Origin of the sequence: Vibrio sp. SG41-7 (assembly GCF_014164465.1) — a bacterium.
Lineage (GTDB): Bacteria > Pseudomonadota > Gammaproteobacteria > Enterobacterales > Vibrionaceae > Vibrio > Vibrio splendidus.
Window position 1 is genome coordinate 1 of the sequence record NZ_JACJFF010000110.1, and the last position, 16,398, is coordinate 16,398.

The following is a 16,398-nucleotide window of genomic DNA, read 5'->3' on the forward strand; positions in this document are numbered from 1 at the left end:
TATCTAATCCGATCGTTATAGTTTTCATATGGACCTACCCTCAGTTAGATGATTGTGTTTAATATTCATCTTGGCGCATTGCGACGCCGTTTAGAAGGGTGGGTCCATTTCATTATTCCCTAAAGCGAGGGACGAGCGTTATAGGGAATCTCGCTTTGCGGTTAGAGATTCCACATACCTCATCCCTCGGTTCTGGAATGACGCTGGGGAATCAAGTCAATGTTGTGCACGTCACTTCCTACTGTGTGGCGCTACAACCACCTCACTCTTAACAGCGAGGAACTACAACCGTGTCACTTTTTACGTAGAGATACACCCACCCTGTCATTCCCTACAGTGAGGAACGAACGTGATAGGGAATCTTTCTTTTACTTCGATCTACAATTTCGACCGCATCTACCTCATCTACCTCATCTACCGCAATTCAATACTCATAAATTTGCTGTGCGGGTCCAACACATAGTCAGCAAAGGGTTCGCAGTATCCAAAGCCAAACTTTTCATACAGGTTACGCGCTGGCTTAAAGTAATCTTCTGAGCCTGTCTCTAAACTGATTTGTCGATACTGGCGAACGGTTGCTGTGTCTATTACATGCTGTAACAGTTGGCTTGCAACACCTGACTTTCGAGCAAACTGTGAGGTTCTCATTGATTTCAGTTCAGCATGTTGGGTATTTAGCTCTTTAATGGCAACACACCCAAGCAGTTGGCTGTCTTTCCAAGCGCTGAAAAAGGTAATTTCTGGCGACTTAAGTCCATCCAGATCCAATGCATGAACGCTTTCAGCTGGTGACGTGGCATACATATCGGCAAGGTGTTCTTCAAGCAATTCAACGACTTCCCCACCCGACAAGTCATCAAGCTTAATTTCTATTGATGTGCTGCTTTCCAATGCTGTTCCGTTTCCCATTGAATCCTGTGCTTTTATTTCTGGTTTCATTACCTCAACTCTCCTTGTTTAGTTCGCTTATTTGGCTTGAGTGATTTGGCTTTAATTACTGGCCTGCTTTCCTGATTGTTTTCTTTTCAAAAACTTCGTTTGAACCAGTAAAATTACCGATTAATCATGAAATTATAAATGCCATACTGACCTTACCTAGATAGCATATTTTTCTTATCTAGTCTCTTCATAAAAGTGTTCCACAATGCCTGTGTGGTCACTACGCCGAGGAACACACCTGTTTCAATTTAACAAATAAGTAGCCAGGTCGATATGAGCATTCAATTAGATTTAACCACCACGACACCCTGCCAGAACTTCGATTCCGCGCAAGGGCGCATGACACTGCAAAATCACCGAATTATTGATGTCGACAACGAAATCGCTCAGATCTTTGGTTACCGAACCCGTGAAGAGCTGTTATTGAACGTTGAATTTGTTTATGCGTTAGTTCCTGACAGTTACCAAGAGCTAGCCAAGAAACGTTACTTAGAGGCTATAAAAGGCAAACTAAAAAAAGGAAAATTGTACACCGATATTCCAGCCAATGGCCGCAACATCTCTATCTTTTGTCTATCACACATTATTGAACTCAATAGTAAACCCGCCCTCCAAGTCACTATCATCGACATCACATCCGTAGTCGAAGCTCAGCGCAAACGTAACAAAACGGATCGCATGTATCGCAAGCTACTTAATACATCGAAACAAGGGATCCTGATCCATAGAAACTTCAAACCTTTAATGGTCAACCAAGCATGGGTAGAACAACAAGGTGCAGACTCAATAGAGCAAGTGCTTGCGATGGACTCTATCCTATCCATCGTACCTGAAGATCAGCGTTCAACGGCCATCAGACGCTGCGAGAACATTCTCAATGGCAATACACCCAACTTTAGTTCCGTGGTGTCTAACCAATGCTTTGATGGCACCCACAAATACTTCAACCTCTATGACAACGTGATTAACTGGGAAGGTGAAGACGCGATACAAGTGATCCTTGAAGAAGTCACCGATAAAGTATTACTAGAAAGGGAGTTGCTGCATCGAGCGATGCATGATGACTTAACGCATGTGTTCAATCGTCGTGCTATTTACGATTGGCTCAAGAAGCCGGTAAATCAGCATATGGCGATGTCATGTCTGTTGATTGATATTGATGACTTCAAATCGATTAACGATCGATTTGGGCATACAGTGGGTGACACGGTGATTAGGCACTTAGCAGACACCATTAAAACTCACATTGAGTTGTTAGGTGGCGTAGTTGGACGTTGGGGTGGCGAGGAGTTTATTGTGTTCATTCCAACAGCGAAATCGGCCCATACCAAAATCATCAGCGAACGAATCTGCCACACCTTCAATCAACATACCTTCTTTGGTATTAATCGCCGCGCTTTTACAACGAGCGTGAGTATTGGCGTTACCAACCAGTGCGAGTGCCACTCTGCCAACACCATTGATACACTTATTCGTGTTACCGATGATGCACTATATCGTGCGAAAGCGAATGGTAAAAACCAAGTATCGATCAACGATGATGTGGCTTGCTATGAAGCACTAGCTTGATCGCAGCTCCTTGTTCTCCTGCATAACCCACTAGTTCTCTCTCATAATCCCCTGGCTCTCCTTCACAATCCACTGGCTATCCTACATAACCCACCAGCTCTCCTTCATGTTCCTCTGGCTCTCCTGCATAACGCACCAGTTCTCCTTCATAATCCACCGCCTTTTTAAGCTTGCGCTAAATGAGTCGGCTAACCGTACAAATTGAGCACAGCCACACATAATTAAAGTACAGCCACCGAGAATTAAAGCACATAACTTGATCGAATATTTGATTGCGATTTCGACATTTCGGTATATGATGCGCCACCCTCATTATATCAGCTAACGCTGTAGGCACTTATGTCCGCCAATATGTCAGCTACTATTTCTTCCAACGCACTTTATACCGACCTATCCGGTTACTACGATTTAATGTGTGTTGATATTGACTATCAAGCGCAAAGTAACTGCGTACGTAGGCTACATCAAATTTTCGGAAATGGTGGAAAGACTCACCTCGACTTAGCTTGTGGCACTGGTCCACACGTTCGTCACTTTATCGATTTTGGTTACCAAAGCAATGGACTCGATCTCAACGCGCCAATGCTAGATATCGCTCAGGTTCGCTGCCCCGAAGCCAATTTCTCAGAGCAAAACATGAGCAGTTTTGAAGTGGCGGAACCTCTGGATTTGATCACCTGCTTCTTATACTCAATCCATTACAACGATGGTTTCGAGAAGCTCAAAGAATGTGTTGAGAGCGTACATCGCGCTTTAAAACCAGAGGGGATTTTTTGTTTTAATGTGGTGGATAAAGACAAGATCAGCAATGATCTTTTTGTTCGACACACCACCAATCTTGAACAAGATGATTTCACGTTCAGCTCAGGCTGGTATTACTCTGGCAAGGGTGACAAGCAGGCGTTAAAACTCAGTATCGAAAAGACAACAGCTGGTGAGACACAAGTTTGGAATGATGAACACCCAATGGTGGCATTCTCGTTTAAGGAGCTCATTGAAATATTGAAACCCTACTTTGAGGTTCATATTTTTGAGCACGATTACGATAAGCTGATTCCTTGGGATACTCAGTCCGGCAATGCGCTGATCACATGTGTCAAAATCTAGATAAATAGATACGTGGCGAGTTAAGCCAAACCTATAGATCAAAAAAAGAACCCACACTCGCCGCTCTCCTTTTAGAGCATTAGCCAGTGTGGGTTCTTTTGTAGCAAGCTATCAGTTACTGAACTCTCGATTAGAAGTCCGCTGTCATACCTACGTAGTAAGTACGTGGCTCTTCAACATAACCCATGCTCTCTAGCTCTTGTGATACCGCTTCGTCAGTCAAGTTAGTAATGCCTGCGCGTACTCTAACCGAATCATTAATGTTGTATACCCCACCAATATTTAGCGTAGTGTAGGCTTCTTGAGTCAAATCAGTTTCGATATTACGCTCACCTCGGTAACGCGCACTAACAAAGGTGTTCAGGTCGTAAGTTGGGCTCCAGTTCAGTTTAACTAAACCCGAGTGCTTGTAACGCTCAAGCAGTTCTTCACCAGTAGACTTGTCTTCAGTGTCTAAGAACGTGTAGTTACCAGATACGCCCCATTCATCCGTTATTTGGAATTGGCCAGTAAGCTCAGCACCTTGAACCACAGCCTCAGACACATTGGTATAAGTACGTTTGCCTTTCACATAGCCAATTGAGCTAGAACTATCGGCACACCCTTTACCCGATTCAAACATTCCGCCATTCTCGCAGTAGGTTTCATCACGATCAATAAGGTCGTTAATTTCATTGCGGAACAAGGCACCTTCAACGTTCCAACGAGGTTGGCTGTATATCGCTGCAATCTCATAGTTCCAGCTCGTTTCAGGCTTCAGGTCTTCATTGCCATATAAATCACAAGCACCTTTACAACTGTTAACTGTGTAGTCGGCTTGGTTTTGGGTCAATGTTGGTGCTTTAAATGCTTTACCCACGCCACCCTTAATGATCAGATCATTCGTTGTTTGGTGCACCAAGTACACTCGCGGGCTGAACTCTTCACCGTACAATTCGTGCTTATCTAAACGACCACCGATGGTTGCGGTTAGTTGCTCAGTCATCAGCCATTGGTCTTGAACAAATAACGCACCTTGATACGCTTCTGATGTGCCATTGACCAAGTTTTCTTTGTTGGTTAATTCGCTCAACTGATAGTCCATACCAAACGTTACGGTATGATTATCACCAAGATAAGTCGTCGCTGATGCTTCTGCTATTTGAGTTAACTCTTCTACGTCGCTGCTGTAGTTAGTATCAGAATCCGCAGCGTCGTTGTCAGTCACATTTTCGCGTGAGTAGCGAACTTGTGTATCACCCCAGCTCCAAAAGCCACTGTGCGTAATCGCTTGGCTCTGACGCACTACTCGTGTGTCAGACTCAATCACAGACGATACGTTTTCTGCAGATGATTCACGTTCGTCGTCACTGTAGCCAAAATCGAAATCGATGGTTTGGTTGTCTGTTGCATTCCATGTCAGGCTCGCGAGTAAGCTTAATGTCTCTCTTTCTTCTAACGCAGTAATGTCTGAACGATCATAACCAGAGCTATGCGTACCAGAATAGGGTTGCCAAGCATCACGGCTAGTTTGGTTAACAGATAGGCGAGCAAACAACTCGTCTTCAATTAACGCGCCCGATGTTGTGAAGCCCATCGAGTACTCTTCTCCACCATCACCGTCTAACGGAGATGAAGTGTCCATGCTTAACGTAGAGCTCCAGTCATTTTCAGGAGCCTTGGTGATGATGTTGATTGTGCCACCCATGCCATCTGAGCCATAAAGTGCAGACATTGGGCCGCGGATAATTTCAACACGTTCGATCGAATCAGCAGGAATGGTCGATAAGTCGAAGTCGTTACCACGGATGATGGCACTCGCCGAGCTTAGACGACGGCCATTAACCATGATAAGCGTGTAATCTGAATCCATACCACGAATAGAAATCATCTGACGGCCAGCACGTGTGCTATCAAAGTCAGATTCGACACTGGTTGATTCTGCAACGATGTCAGCCAAAGTAATACCAGGACTGTCTTCAATGTCTTGAGCGGTGATCACTGACATTGAAGCCGGCGCTTGTTTTAGTGCCATTTCAGTACGAGTTGCCGTAACAACCATTTGCTCATCTGTTGCTTGCGCTTCTTCTTGCGCCAACACGTTAGCCGAAAGTGAGGTACAAATAACAGCGACTGCGATCGAAAGGGGTTTACGAACCAAAAGAGGTTTGCGAATCAAAAGAGATCTCTCAGACATGATATTCATTCTTATATGTGATTGGTAATGATAATGGTTTGCATTAAACAACCAGTTACCACTCTTATCAACGAAAGTTTCATACCAAAAATTGATTCTCGTTATTCAACTTTCAAATAATGAAACCAATACATATTCATTTTAATAGCATCACCTCAATAGCATTCACCACCTAAATAGATTAGGTGTATATCTCTTTAAATAAATCACGAACCCAACGACACATAGGGTCATTATGGAAACGTTTATGCCAATAGAGATAAACATCTTCTGATGGGCTTCTGATCGCTTTGGGAACGCGTTTACAAATTAAATCTCGTTGATTGGCAGCTTGTGTCGCAAATGGTGTCGGCAAGTGAAAAATAATGTCGGTCGTCTCCGCAATATCCGCAGCAATATTGAAGTTGGACAACTGAATTGGGATCGATAGTTGGCGCTGCTTATCAATCAAACCAAGATCTTTAAATCGACTTTCAATCGAGAGCTTCTTATCCCCTTGCAGTGAGATTTGACCAAGTTGGCTATTCAACAGGTCATCAACGGTGATCTCTTTATCCGCCAGAGGGTGGTCTTTGCTCATTAATAACCGATAATCGCGACTGATTACGAACATTCGATACAGGTTTTGTTCAGAACTTAATGGCTCATGCGTCGACAACACAAAATGCGCATCACCGGATAACAGGGGCTCAAAGTGTCGTTTAGGAATCGAGTCGATATCGACAACCATATTCGGCGCTTGCTGGCGAATTTGTGCCACTACTTTAGGCAAAAGGTGTGAAACCTGAGGAACCAAACCAAAAAAACGAACCGTACTATCACTCGTTTGTGGTTCAAACACGTCTCCGTGAACCAGTTTCTCCAGGCGCGTAAGCACAGAGTTGAGGTCTTGTTTGATGACCTCTGCTTTCGGTGTCAATTCATAGCCATAGGCAGCTCGCACCAACAAATCATCGTTGAACACAGTGCGAAGTTTTTGTAGAGATCGGCTCACCGTAGGTTGGCTCATATCCAACGCCAACGCCGTGTTGGAAACGTGCTTCTCTTCAAGAAGGTGTTTAAGAATAACGAGTAGGTTTAGGTCGACTTGGGCAAGATTCATTATGCAAATATTCACAACAGAAAAAATTCAGTGTGCGCATAGTGCATCTACCACCACATTAACACAATTGATAATCACTCTTATTTTGATCTGAAGCAAAATGCAGAACCGAGTTTGAGGTTAGGAAAGGTTTGAAGCTCTAAGTCAGAAATGTTTGAACATAAAACAAGAGAGGCACAATGGCCTCTCTTTGATCGTCTACTTTATGTTGCTAGCGTTGAGCTATCAGACTACAGCTTTGTCCAAGCATCTTGCCAGTATTGGCTATCTGCTGGAGCGTAAGACGCACTTGCACACCATGCCGTGTATGGCCAAGGCTTACATTCGTACAAGCCATTATCGCTGCCGACCACAATGTCACCTGCTGCGTAATTTGTGCCTGCTTCATATGGCGGGTAATCACCTGGAGGTGGAGTCGTTCCGCCACCGTCTTTAACAGCGAACGAATCATTTACCATCACCATTTCACCGTCAGATGCTTTACCGACCACTTCAAGTGCATATTGCCCTTCCGCTACATCGTACAAGTCGATGGTAATAGCGCGGCTGTCCGTTAAGTTAACCTGAGTCTGCTCAACCACAGTCCCTGCACTATTGAGCACCATAGCGGTAACATCTAACGCTTCATTTGATGTCAGTGTTAGGTCTAAACGAACATTGCCGTTATCTGGCGCATATTCTGACTGAAGGCCTGAAACTGCAAGCTCTAAGTCATCGCCCGGATCTGGGTTACCACCACATGAAGAGTCTGAAACTTTTCTCCAAACGCCCCACTCACCTGTCGTTCCTGGCTCTTCGCCGCGAGTGTACCAACCTGCTCCCCACGTTGAACCGTCATGAGATACTTGGTCGCCTTCAACATAAACGGTGTCGGCATCCCATGCAGCAGCACAGTTAGAACCATCCGTCACAGACACTTTACGGTCAGCGGTTACAGTTTGGTTCGCGCTGTCTGTTACGCTATACACAAGCGTGTAGTTGCCGATTTCATTTACATCAACACTACCAGTGTGTGTGATGGTGCTTGTTAGGTCGCCATCTTCAGCATCATTCGCCGTCACGCCTGCCATAGCATCAAATGCAGTACCCAACACAACTGTTGTGTCAGATACACCATTAAATACTGGCTTCTGGCTGTAAACCTCTACCGTTCTCGCTTTAGTGGTTTCGTTGTTATGGCTGTCTTTCACTCGGTAAGTTAGAACGTAAGTGCCAATCACACTGGTTTCAACGTAACCTTCAACATCGATTGATGACGTTAGATCGCCATCTTCTTTATCTGTTGCTGTTACGCCTTCCATTGGGTCAAACGTTGTGCCGTGAAGAACACGGGTATTTTCGACACCTTTAAGAACGGGTTCACCCTCGACTGGAGGTGGCGTCACTTGACCGTGTACAAACGGGCCGTAGTCTTTAATAAACTGCTCGTTGTATTGTTGACCGTTTTTGTTAGTGCCCATGTCCCAGTTGATAGACCAAGTCATTACACCACGCAGGGGTTGGCCTTGAGTCGTTAAGGTCTCGAACGCGTCGTATAAATCTTGAGGGTCTTGCACAAAGCCCGTCGCTGCAGCATCGATACTTGAAGGAATACCAAACACCAGCTTGTCATGAGGGATCTTGTGGAAGCCACGCGTTCCGTTGATAAGCGAATCAGAGATGTAGTAGATGAATTCTTCTTTTAATGCATCGTTGTTTTGAGCAATCCAGCCCACACCGTCAACCCAGATACCGTCGCCACCTTGGTTGTAGAACTGTGGGTTAATCCAGTCGTAATAACCTTCTAGATTATCGATATAAGGAACGTACTTACCGCCTGTCGTTAGATACGGGAACTCAGGCGCCATAGTAATAAGGAAGTTTTTCCCTTCGGCACGGTAGTGATCTTTTACTAGCTTAAGTGCGTCAGGAATAACCGTCTGGTTGTTTGCTGCGGTTACTGCTGCTTGTTCAAGGTCGATATCTAGACCATCGAAACCGTAACGCTCAGTAAGGCGGATTATCTCATCAGCAAAGGCTCTTTCATCACCCGTTTCAAGTTCTACGTGTGCATCAGCACCACCCAGCGCTATCAGTACAGAACGGCCTTGCTTGTTGAGCTCGGCAATTTGGTCAATAAATTGTTCTTCTGATAACCCAACGGTTGGGTCCAGTTTAAAAGTTGGGATTCGACCATCAGCCACATCGTAAACCTTCATGAATGACACATTCACGATGTTATACATTGGGTTTACTTCATCCAGCGTCACGCATGGCGCATTACCACCTTGGTAGCCGCCACCGTCACACCAGTTGTGCCAATAACCGACCACGACACCAGAATCTGGATTCGTCATATCTGAACCATTCGCATAAACAGCGCCAGACATTGCGGCCATGCCGACCGACACAGCTAATTGTAGAGCTTTACGTTTCAACATTAGTCCCACTTCCTTACTTAACAGCTGTGCCAATCACAACCGAACCCATTCATTGTAATCATGAATATTTATAGAGAAGTAATGGAATTTATAGGAAAAGATGACCTTTGATTTAACTTGTGATTTTAAGTCACAGATTGAATATCAGAATTAATATGATTTTGACTTTTCATTCAAAATGAAATGCTAAAATCTGTTATTTTCGGCTGGACACATTGACCATACAAATATTTAATCAACCTTAATTCACATAGATAATTAACCAAAAATATAAAAAATCACCTATAGGAAAAAACGAACTTTAAATCGACAAAAATCGATTCGAACATACCGTAATTACTGACCTCAGACCAGATACCATTGCGAGTGACATCACTAAAATAGCTTGGATATAGCCGTCATACATGTGCTAGAGATACACACGTATAACGGAATATAGGAGTGAAAATTTGTGGAATTTTGGATGTATACCTCAGGAATTTTTCAGTTAACCCTCGGCACCAGATGAATAATATACATCCAATAGTGAAATAAAATTCACCTTATCAAGTTCATTAAGTTGATTAATACCAGCCGCTGCTTTTCTTCCTCCACCCGTTTCAAAGCTAGAGCAAATTTCGTCTGCACCCGTTCTGTTTGATAATGGCGCCCGTAAGCTCACCGTGTAAGACTCGCCATCTTGGTTTTTCGTTAATACTGCTTGCGCTCGGTTTGGATCTTGATTAACGATTTCATTACCAAATACACCACTGATGCGCCTTGCCCACGTCTCACCTGGCAGTTCAAACACACGTGCGACTTCACTTTCATAAACAGGAGCAAGGTTTGATAGCTGTTGGCGATCATTTTGATAAGCAGCTCGTAGTCGATAAAACACAGAGTTTTTATCATCTAAAAGGTCAAATGGGTTCGGGTATTGATAAAGGGTTTGGTAGAGCTCAATTGGCGTGAAATGCAAATCGCTTAATGAAGAACCGTAACCATTGTAGTTAACCAAGGTACCTAGCTCTTCTAAAAACTCTGTTTGAGATTGATCGAATCCATTTTCATCCGCTAGCCGCGCGGCCACTGTTTTTAGGTTATCACCAAAAGCAGCCGCGATTGCCCAAGCCACATGCGCACCATTCAGCTTCTGGTTAATCAGCAAGCTCGTGCAGCTCTCTGGCGCGGTATCAATCAGAGTATCCAAATAGCTAGAGTCAGGTACCTCACCAGTTCGATGGTGATCGCAATAAAATACATTGATGTTGGCGTCTAGCAGTGAGTGCAATGCAGATAAGTTTTTTTCCATCGACACATCTAAAACGGTAACGGAAGAAATGTCACCTTGCTTACCCGGCTCCATAATTTGAGTAACAACTTGAGAGACCAACTTAATATCACGCTTTACACCTGTAATGAGCACGCTCTCTCTTGGCTCACTTAATCGCAGCTGTAACAACGCGATTATGCCATCTGCGTCTCCGTTGAATACGTCGTAGTGCATGTTGTTCCTTTTCCTATAGATTTAACCGTTTGCCTGAAACGCGCCAATTCGTTCGTGTGTTCGATAGTCTGTCATTATTTTAGTTATATTTCACAGATACTTAAGTCTATTTTGGAATGCCTTATTCTCATTAGATTCAAAAGATAAACACATTAATAATATTGTATGACTTATATCACAGTAAACGAACCTGAAAAGATTATAAAATAAGCGCCTCCCACTTAATGATAAAGAGACGAATGAACACTACCACCACTCTTGTTTATGACACTTTGAAAAGCCTTGCTGCTCACGCTCCTGAGCAACATGCCGAGATTCGCCAGCGTTTATATGAGCAGTTGAGCCTGCCATTTAACAAGCAGCTCTCGTTATACGCTAATGTGCTTGGTCCTATCAGCTCAGGTAAGTTAGCGGGATGCGACAATATTGATAAAGCGGTTGAACTGGCACTGGATGTGCTGGAAGGCCGAAATAAGTAATACCCCCTTAAATACGTAATATAGCGGCCTTAATCTTCCCCCAGATAGGGCCGTTTTTTTATTCGCGCCTTCGGACTCGTGAATTTCAGGTACAAAAAAGGCGCAGATGATCCACGCCTTTGGTTTAGTTTACTCTAAATGTTTAAGAGGTCTTGAACTGCGCCACCGCTTTATCCATCTCATGGGCTTGCTCTGCGACTTTATCCACTTCAACTAAACAATGTTGCGCCGAAGCGTTGTTATCACTTGAAATGGTGTTTAACTCGGTGATTGAGTCGCTCACTTGTGCCATAACAGCACCCTGCTCTTCAATCGCTGATGCAATACGCTCAGAGTTGCCCTGGATGCTTTCCATGTCGCTTAAGATAAGCTGCAGGCTAGCGTCGAGCTCTTCCGAATCTTTCAGAGTCAGTTGGCCTTGTTGGTTACATTCACCAATCTCGGTCATAGAAGCGTTCATTTGACTTTGAATTGCCGTTACTACACTGGTAATTTCAGTCGTTGATTGGTGCGTTCTGCTTGCAAGAGCACGAACTTCATCGGCAACCACGGCAAAGCCTCGGCCTTGTTCACCGGCACGTGCTGCCTCAATGGCTGCGTTCAGTGCCAATAAGTTGGTTTGCTCTGCAATGCCTTGGATGATGTTTACTGCATCGCCGATTTGATCAACATGATGGTTCAATGAGCTGATCGAATCTTGGCTGCTAGAAAGGCGTTCAGACAACTGAGTAATGTTGCTGATCGTATCAACCACCACTTCACGGCCTTTATCGGCATTCACTTTTGCTTGATGAACACCTTCAGCCGCAACTGATGTGCTTTCTGAAATTTCACCTATTGTGAGTACCATCTCTTGCACTGACGTTGTCATTGTAGAGGTGTGGTTTGCTTGAACTTCAAACTGTTTGATTACTGACTCTAGCTCGTCATGCATGTTCGACGTACTTTGTGTCAGTTGCAGTGACTTAGATTGAGATGCCGCGATTAAGCCCTCCAATTGATCAAGCAATTGGTTGAAGTATTGGCCTAAAGTGCTGAGTTCGTCTTTGCCATCAAGGTGCGAACGAATAGACACGTCGTTAGAATCAACGATGTTGCGGATTACCGAGAGTAATGACTCAATCTTACCAATGATAGAACGGACGATTAACCAGCTGAACAAAATGATCGACACAAGTAACGTGACGCAAAGGATGTTGTTGATCAGCGATAGCTTGTCCATCTCTTGTTGGGTTTCTTGGTCTAATACCGCTGAGAATTCTTTAAATTGAGTTTCGATAGCATGAGAACCCGAACGAGCTTGCCCAAGCAGACCTTCGTTGTGCTTCAAGCCAATCACTCGCTTCTGTTCAACCACTTGACGTGCAGCATCTATCAAAGCAGTTGAGCTTCCAACATTAGAAGTAATAGAAAGAACACTCGGATCGAACTCACCCTTTTCAATTAAGTCATTGAACAGGTAAAGCTCGATTTTTTGTTCAGCACTGGCTGTCGCGCTGATGTTATCGAGCAAAACATGAAACTCGCCTAGCATGCCTTTGTCACGTGCTAGCCCATAGACTTCGCTCGCTTTTACTAGGTTAACAAAGCTGGTGTGGTAAGTTTCGATGTCTTCACGTAGGTGTGTGCTGTTGGCTAAGCCTAAATCACTGAGCACTGTATCTAGCTCAGATTCAGACGCTAAGAATTTGTTGTAGTTTACGTCGAACTTGGCGAGGTACTTCATATCACTACGTAATAGGAAATCTTTCTCGTTACGGCGAAGATTGAGTAGTCGCACTTCAAGTTCTTTGGTGATTTGTTTGGCTTCGCTCATTTGAGCGGTGGTGTCTGCAAATTGCGATGTGGTAAACAACAATGAAATCATGCCGAAGATGGAGAACATCCCCAACGAATAGAGCTTTTTCTTTATATTCATATACGTGGCTCGTCTTTACTAAATTAACTATGAGTATCTAATTGATCGCATCGAAGCATGGAATACAACTCGTGCGACCTGGTTATTGTTATGGTTATGGTTATGGTTTTTGTATCAGTAATGAGCACTAAATCTAGCGACTGTTCAGCCCACCAGCAGTGACATTCTCAATGGTATTCAAACAGAGAATGAATCTTTTCACTAAAGATAAAAACATCAATAACACAAATTGAATACATGTACATTAGTTGAATGATAAAAGTGAGAGACAGCTATTTGACGGAACATAAATGGCTTGAATGTCATGGTATACAAGGCATTGAATTAAAAGACTTTGACGCACATTTGGATGCATTATTTATGATGACATTTTTTTGGCTCTCCAGAAGAGCACGAGCGAAGCGCGATAGTGGAGGTTTTGACTTGGTTTTTAAACAGTGAATCCGTCTATTGATGATTGTACAGTAAAGCGTAAACGGCGAAAAAAATGGACCTACTCAATTCGAGTCAGGTCCATTTTTTGATTGTCTAGTAAATCGCTTTGCAGCTAAAGAGTTAGGGTGCGAACTCAAGACTGACTAAAACGCTTTTACCATCTTGGTTAGGCACTTCAATAACACCGCTTTCTCATCTTCTTCGATGTCTTGTGTTAGTCCACTAACCAAATTCAAGTGAAGCTGATTGTGGTGAACGTGTATCTTCTGCCCTTCATCCGTCAAGGCAACCACAATCGCACGACGATCTGTTGGGTGTTCATGGCGCTCAATCAATTCAGCTTTAACCAGCTTTTCGATTTGAACAGTAAGTGTACCCGTGGTGATGCCCAACTTTTCAGCGAGCTCTTTCATTCTTAACGCGCCATGCATACCAAGCACTTCAATGGTGTGTACTTGAGCAAGGGAATAACCTGTCTCTTTGACAACAGACTGCTCCCACGAAGACATTTTATCGTAGAACTCAGTCAGTATTTGGTTAAGCTGTTCTATATTTCGCATGGTCGTTTGAATGCACTTCAAGAGTAAGATGATTAATCTTATCAAACTTGGCGAGCATTTGTTTATATTCAGAGACGGTTTTATCACTGTTTGATTCAAGAGTAATCGCTGCTGAATAGTGATGCCCACTCACCTTCCACATATGGAAATCGGTGACCGACGCATAAGGCATTAAGGTTTCAGTCACTGAGTCACGATAATCTTGGTCGATATTCTCATCCAGCAGGATTGGGCTGGTTTGTTTCATAAGGTTCATCGTCCACTTAGCAATGACAAATGCGCCAACCATACCCATTGCCGCATCTAACCAGTTCCAACCGTAAAACTTACCGAATAGCAGCGCAACAATCGCAAGCAGAGACGTCAGAGTATCCGCCAACACATGCATGTAGGCTGCGCGTAGGTTGTGGTCATGCTCGTGTCCGTGATCATGATGGTGATCGCCAAGTAAAAACATACTCACCACATTCACAGTTAAACCAATACAAGCAACGATGATCGCTTCATTGAACTGAATCGCTTGTGGGTTAAATAAACGATGCACTGATTCCACCAGCATCAATAATGCCACAATACCCAATGCAATCGCGCTGGTGTAGCCCCCTAGCACACTAACTTTGCCAGTACCGAAAGAGAAACGTTCGCTCTCGGCATGTTTCTTCGCATAACGGTATGCAAATAAGGTGATGCCAAACGCTGCAGCGTGCGTCCCCATGTGCCAACCATCGGCAAGTAACGCCATAGAGCCGTAAATAGTACCGGCAACGATCTCGACAACCATGGTGATGATAGTTAACAAGAGAACGTAGAACGTGCGTTTCTCACCTTGGCTGTTATGTGAAGAAAAGTTGTGTTGGTGACGTGTTGGAAAACTCAAAATGGCGTCCTTAGCTCGTGTGTTCAATGTTAGGAGTCGTTACTGATTAATCTTGCTCAAAAAAGTGCTTTGACTTACAAGTAGTTTGATTATCAAATCAATAAGTGGAATTTAGTTTGATTATCAAACATTGTCAACGATGAATTTTAAGGCTCTGATATGGGAGAGTAATAATTTATAGGGCGATCTAATTAGCTCGACTGCCTATTAGGTGGAGAAACAGCTGCGCTTTGCAGACACAAAAAAGCCCACACGAGGTGGGCCACTAAGATCAGATGGAGTTATTGGTTTTGCAACAGAGTAATCTCATCATTCACCCAACCTAACAACTGCTTGGTGGCTTTCGACAACACTTGGTTCTGCCGAACAATATAACCGAGGCTGGTGCTCGAGAAGTTGGTCAACGGTGTCACTTTCGAATGCAGATACTGCTTGGTGGATACCGCAAACTCAGGCACGATAGCCACACCAAATCCGGCTTCTGCCCAATCGATTTGAGCATCGACACTCCCTACTTCCATCACCCTATAATTAGGCAAATTAAGGCTTGGTAAACCTTCATCAATGAAGTCACGCGTTCTCGTATCATGACCCAGTAGAATCAAAGTAAGCTCTGCATCAGAGTCTTGGATATCAAACCCATCGCCAAGCGCACACCAAGAAAGCTCTTGTAGCTTAGTGAAATACAATGACTCGTTGTGCTGTTCTTTGGCGATAACAAAACCAATATCCGCCTGAGCGTTCTTAACTAAACTCGATGCCTGAGATGATGTGGTATTCAACAAGGTAAGGTCGATACCCGGATACTGCGCTTTGAACTTCTGAAACGGGCGAATCAACAAGAATCGAGAAATGATGTCACTCACGGCGATGGTTAACGTCCCTATTTTGAGATCGTTAATCGCATTGAGATCGGCCTGACAAATCTGCAGTTCGAGTAACGTTCTTAGGCTTGTCTCTAATAGCCTTTCACCTGCTTGAGTCAATTGAAATGGGCTTCGTTCTATCAACTTAATGCGCGTTTGTTGTTCCAGTTGTTTTAGGTGCAAACTCACATTGGGTTGTGTCATGTGCAGTGCATTGGCCGCTTTCCCAAAATGCTTGTACTCCGCAAGCGTCACAAACGTTTTCAACAAATTAATATCGAGCATCATGTCCTCTCTCTCGTATCACTTACATCATTCCCTTAAAGTAAAGAATGCCCCATCGTCATATATGGACCCACCCAGTTTGCAAGTAATTTTACACGTTTGGTAATAGAGTCATTGCCTTCATATATTCGGCCTATTTATTGAGCACATTATTATTGTGTTCATGGCCCTGATGTAAT

Annotated in this window: 12 protein-coding genes; 3 read left to right on the forward strand and 9 right to left on the reverse strand. The window is 43.8% G+C overall.

All coding sequences use genetic code 11. From position 1 onward, the window contains the following. Window positions 1–414 precede the first annotated feature (414 nt). A complete protein-coding gene (locus H5300_RS20890; protein ID WP_108085645.1) occupies window positions 415–939 on the reverse strand; it encodes a GNAT family N-acetyltransferase in 525 nt (174 codons plus the stop codon). Between the two features lie 273 nt (window positions 940–1,212). On the opposite strand from H5300_RS20890, the gene H5300_RS20895 reads away from it, so the two are divergent. Then, the gene (locus H5300_RS20895; RefSeq protein ID WP_182796771.1) at window positions 1,213–2,508 is read left to right on the forward strand and encodes a diguanylate cyclase; all 1,296 of its coding nucleotides are present in this window, start codon (window positions 1,213–1,215) and stop codon (window positions 2,506–2,508) included. Window positions 2,509–2,859: 351 nt separating this feature from the next. Continuing rightward, window positions 2,860–3,615 carry a class I SAM-dependent methyltransferase gene (locus tag H5300_RS20900; RefSeq protein WP_065605278.1) on the forward strand — a complete coding sequence of 252 codons (756 nt, stop codon included), beginning with the start codon at window positions 2,860–2,862 and terminating at the stop codon, window positions 3,613–3,615. 130 nt (window positions 3,616–3,745) lie between these two features. Here the strand turns inward: H5300_RS20900 and H5300_RS20905 are convergent, their stop codons facing one another. The 4 genes from H5300_RS20905 to H5300_RS20920 form a co-directional block, all read right to left on the reverse strand. Beyond that, window positions 3,746–5,791, reverse strand: coding sequence for a TonB-dependent receptor domain-containing protein (locus tag H5300_RS20905; RefSeq protein ID WP_182796772.1), 2,046 nt, complete (start codon window positions 5,789–5,791; stop codon window positions 3,746–3,748). Between the two features lie 181 nt (window positions 5,792–5,972). After that, window positions 5,973–6,893 carry a LysR family transcriptional regulator gene (locus H5300_RS20910; RefSeq protein WP_182796773.1) on the reverse strand — a complete coding sequence of 307 codons (921 nt, stop codon included), beginning with the start codon at window positions 6,891–6,893 and terminating at the stop codon, window positions 5,973–5,975. A 230-nt stretch (window positions 6,894–7,123) separates the two neighbouring features. Continuing rightward, window positions 7,124–9,313, reverse strand: coding sequence for an immunoglobulin-like domain-containing protein (locus H5300_RS20915; RefSeq protein WP_182796774.1), 2,190 nt, complete (start codon window positions 9,311–9,313; stop codon window positions 7,124–7,126). 487 nt (window positions 9,314–9,800) lie between these two features. Next, on the reverse strand, window positions 9,801–10,799 hold the full coding sequence (locus tag H5300_RS20920; protein ID WP_182796775.1) for a DHH family phosphoesterase: 999 nt from the start codon (window positions 10,797–10,799) through the stop codon (window positions 9,801–9,803). Between the two features lie 239 nt (window positions 10,800–11,038). Here H5300_RS20920 and H5300_RS20925 point away from each other — a divergent pair, with 239 nt between their 5' ends. Then, entirely contained in the window at window positions 11,039–11,278 is a 240-nt protein-coding gene (locus H5300_RS20925) for a PAS factor family protein (RefSeq protein WP_004733935.1), read from the forward strand. 142 nt (window positions 11,279–11,420) lie between these two features. Here H5300_RS20925 and H5300_RS20930 read toward each other — a convergent pair whose 3' ends face one another. The 4 genes from H5300_RS20930 to H5300_RS20945 form a co-directional block, all read right to left on the reverse strand. Further along, window positions 11,421–13,145 (reverse strand): methyl-accepting chemotaxis protein, encoded by a 1,725-nt coding sequence (locus H5300_RS20930; RefSeq protein WP_029222346.1) that lies wholly within the window; start codon window positions 13,143–13,145, stop codon window positions 11,421–11,423. A 629-nt stretch (window positions 13,146–13,774) separates the two neighbouring features. After that, complete coding sequence (locus tag H5300_RS20935; RefSeq protein ID WP_004733937.1) at window positions 13,775–14,191, reverse strand: MarR family winged helix-turn-helix transcriptional regulator; 417 nt, start codon at window positions 14,189–14,191, stop codon at window positions 13,775–13,777. After that, a complete protein-coding gene (locus H5300_RS20940) occupies window positions 14,169–15,068 on the reverse strand; it encodes a cation diffusion facilitator family transporter (protein WP_182796776.1) in 900 nt (299 codons plus the stop codon). The genes H5300_RS20935 and H5300_RS20940 overlap by 23 nt, the downstream gene beginning before the upstream one ends. Window positions 15,069–15,349: 281 nt before the next feature. After that, on the reverse strand, window positions 15,350–16,222 hold the full coding sequence (locus H5300_RS20945) for a LysR family transcriptional regulator (RefSeq protein ID WP_102463320.1): 873 nt from the start codon (window positions 16,220–16,222) through the stop codon (window positions 15,350–15,352). Window positions 16,223–16,398: the final 176 nt, after the last annotated feature.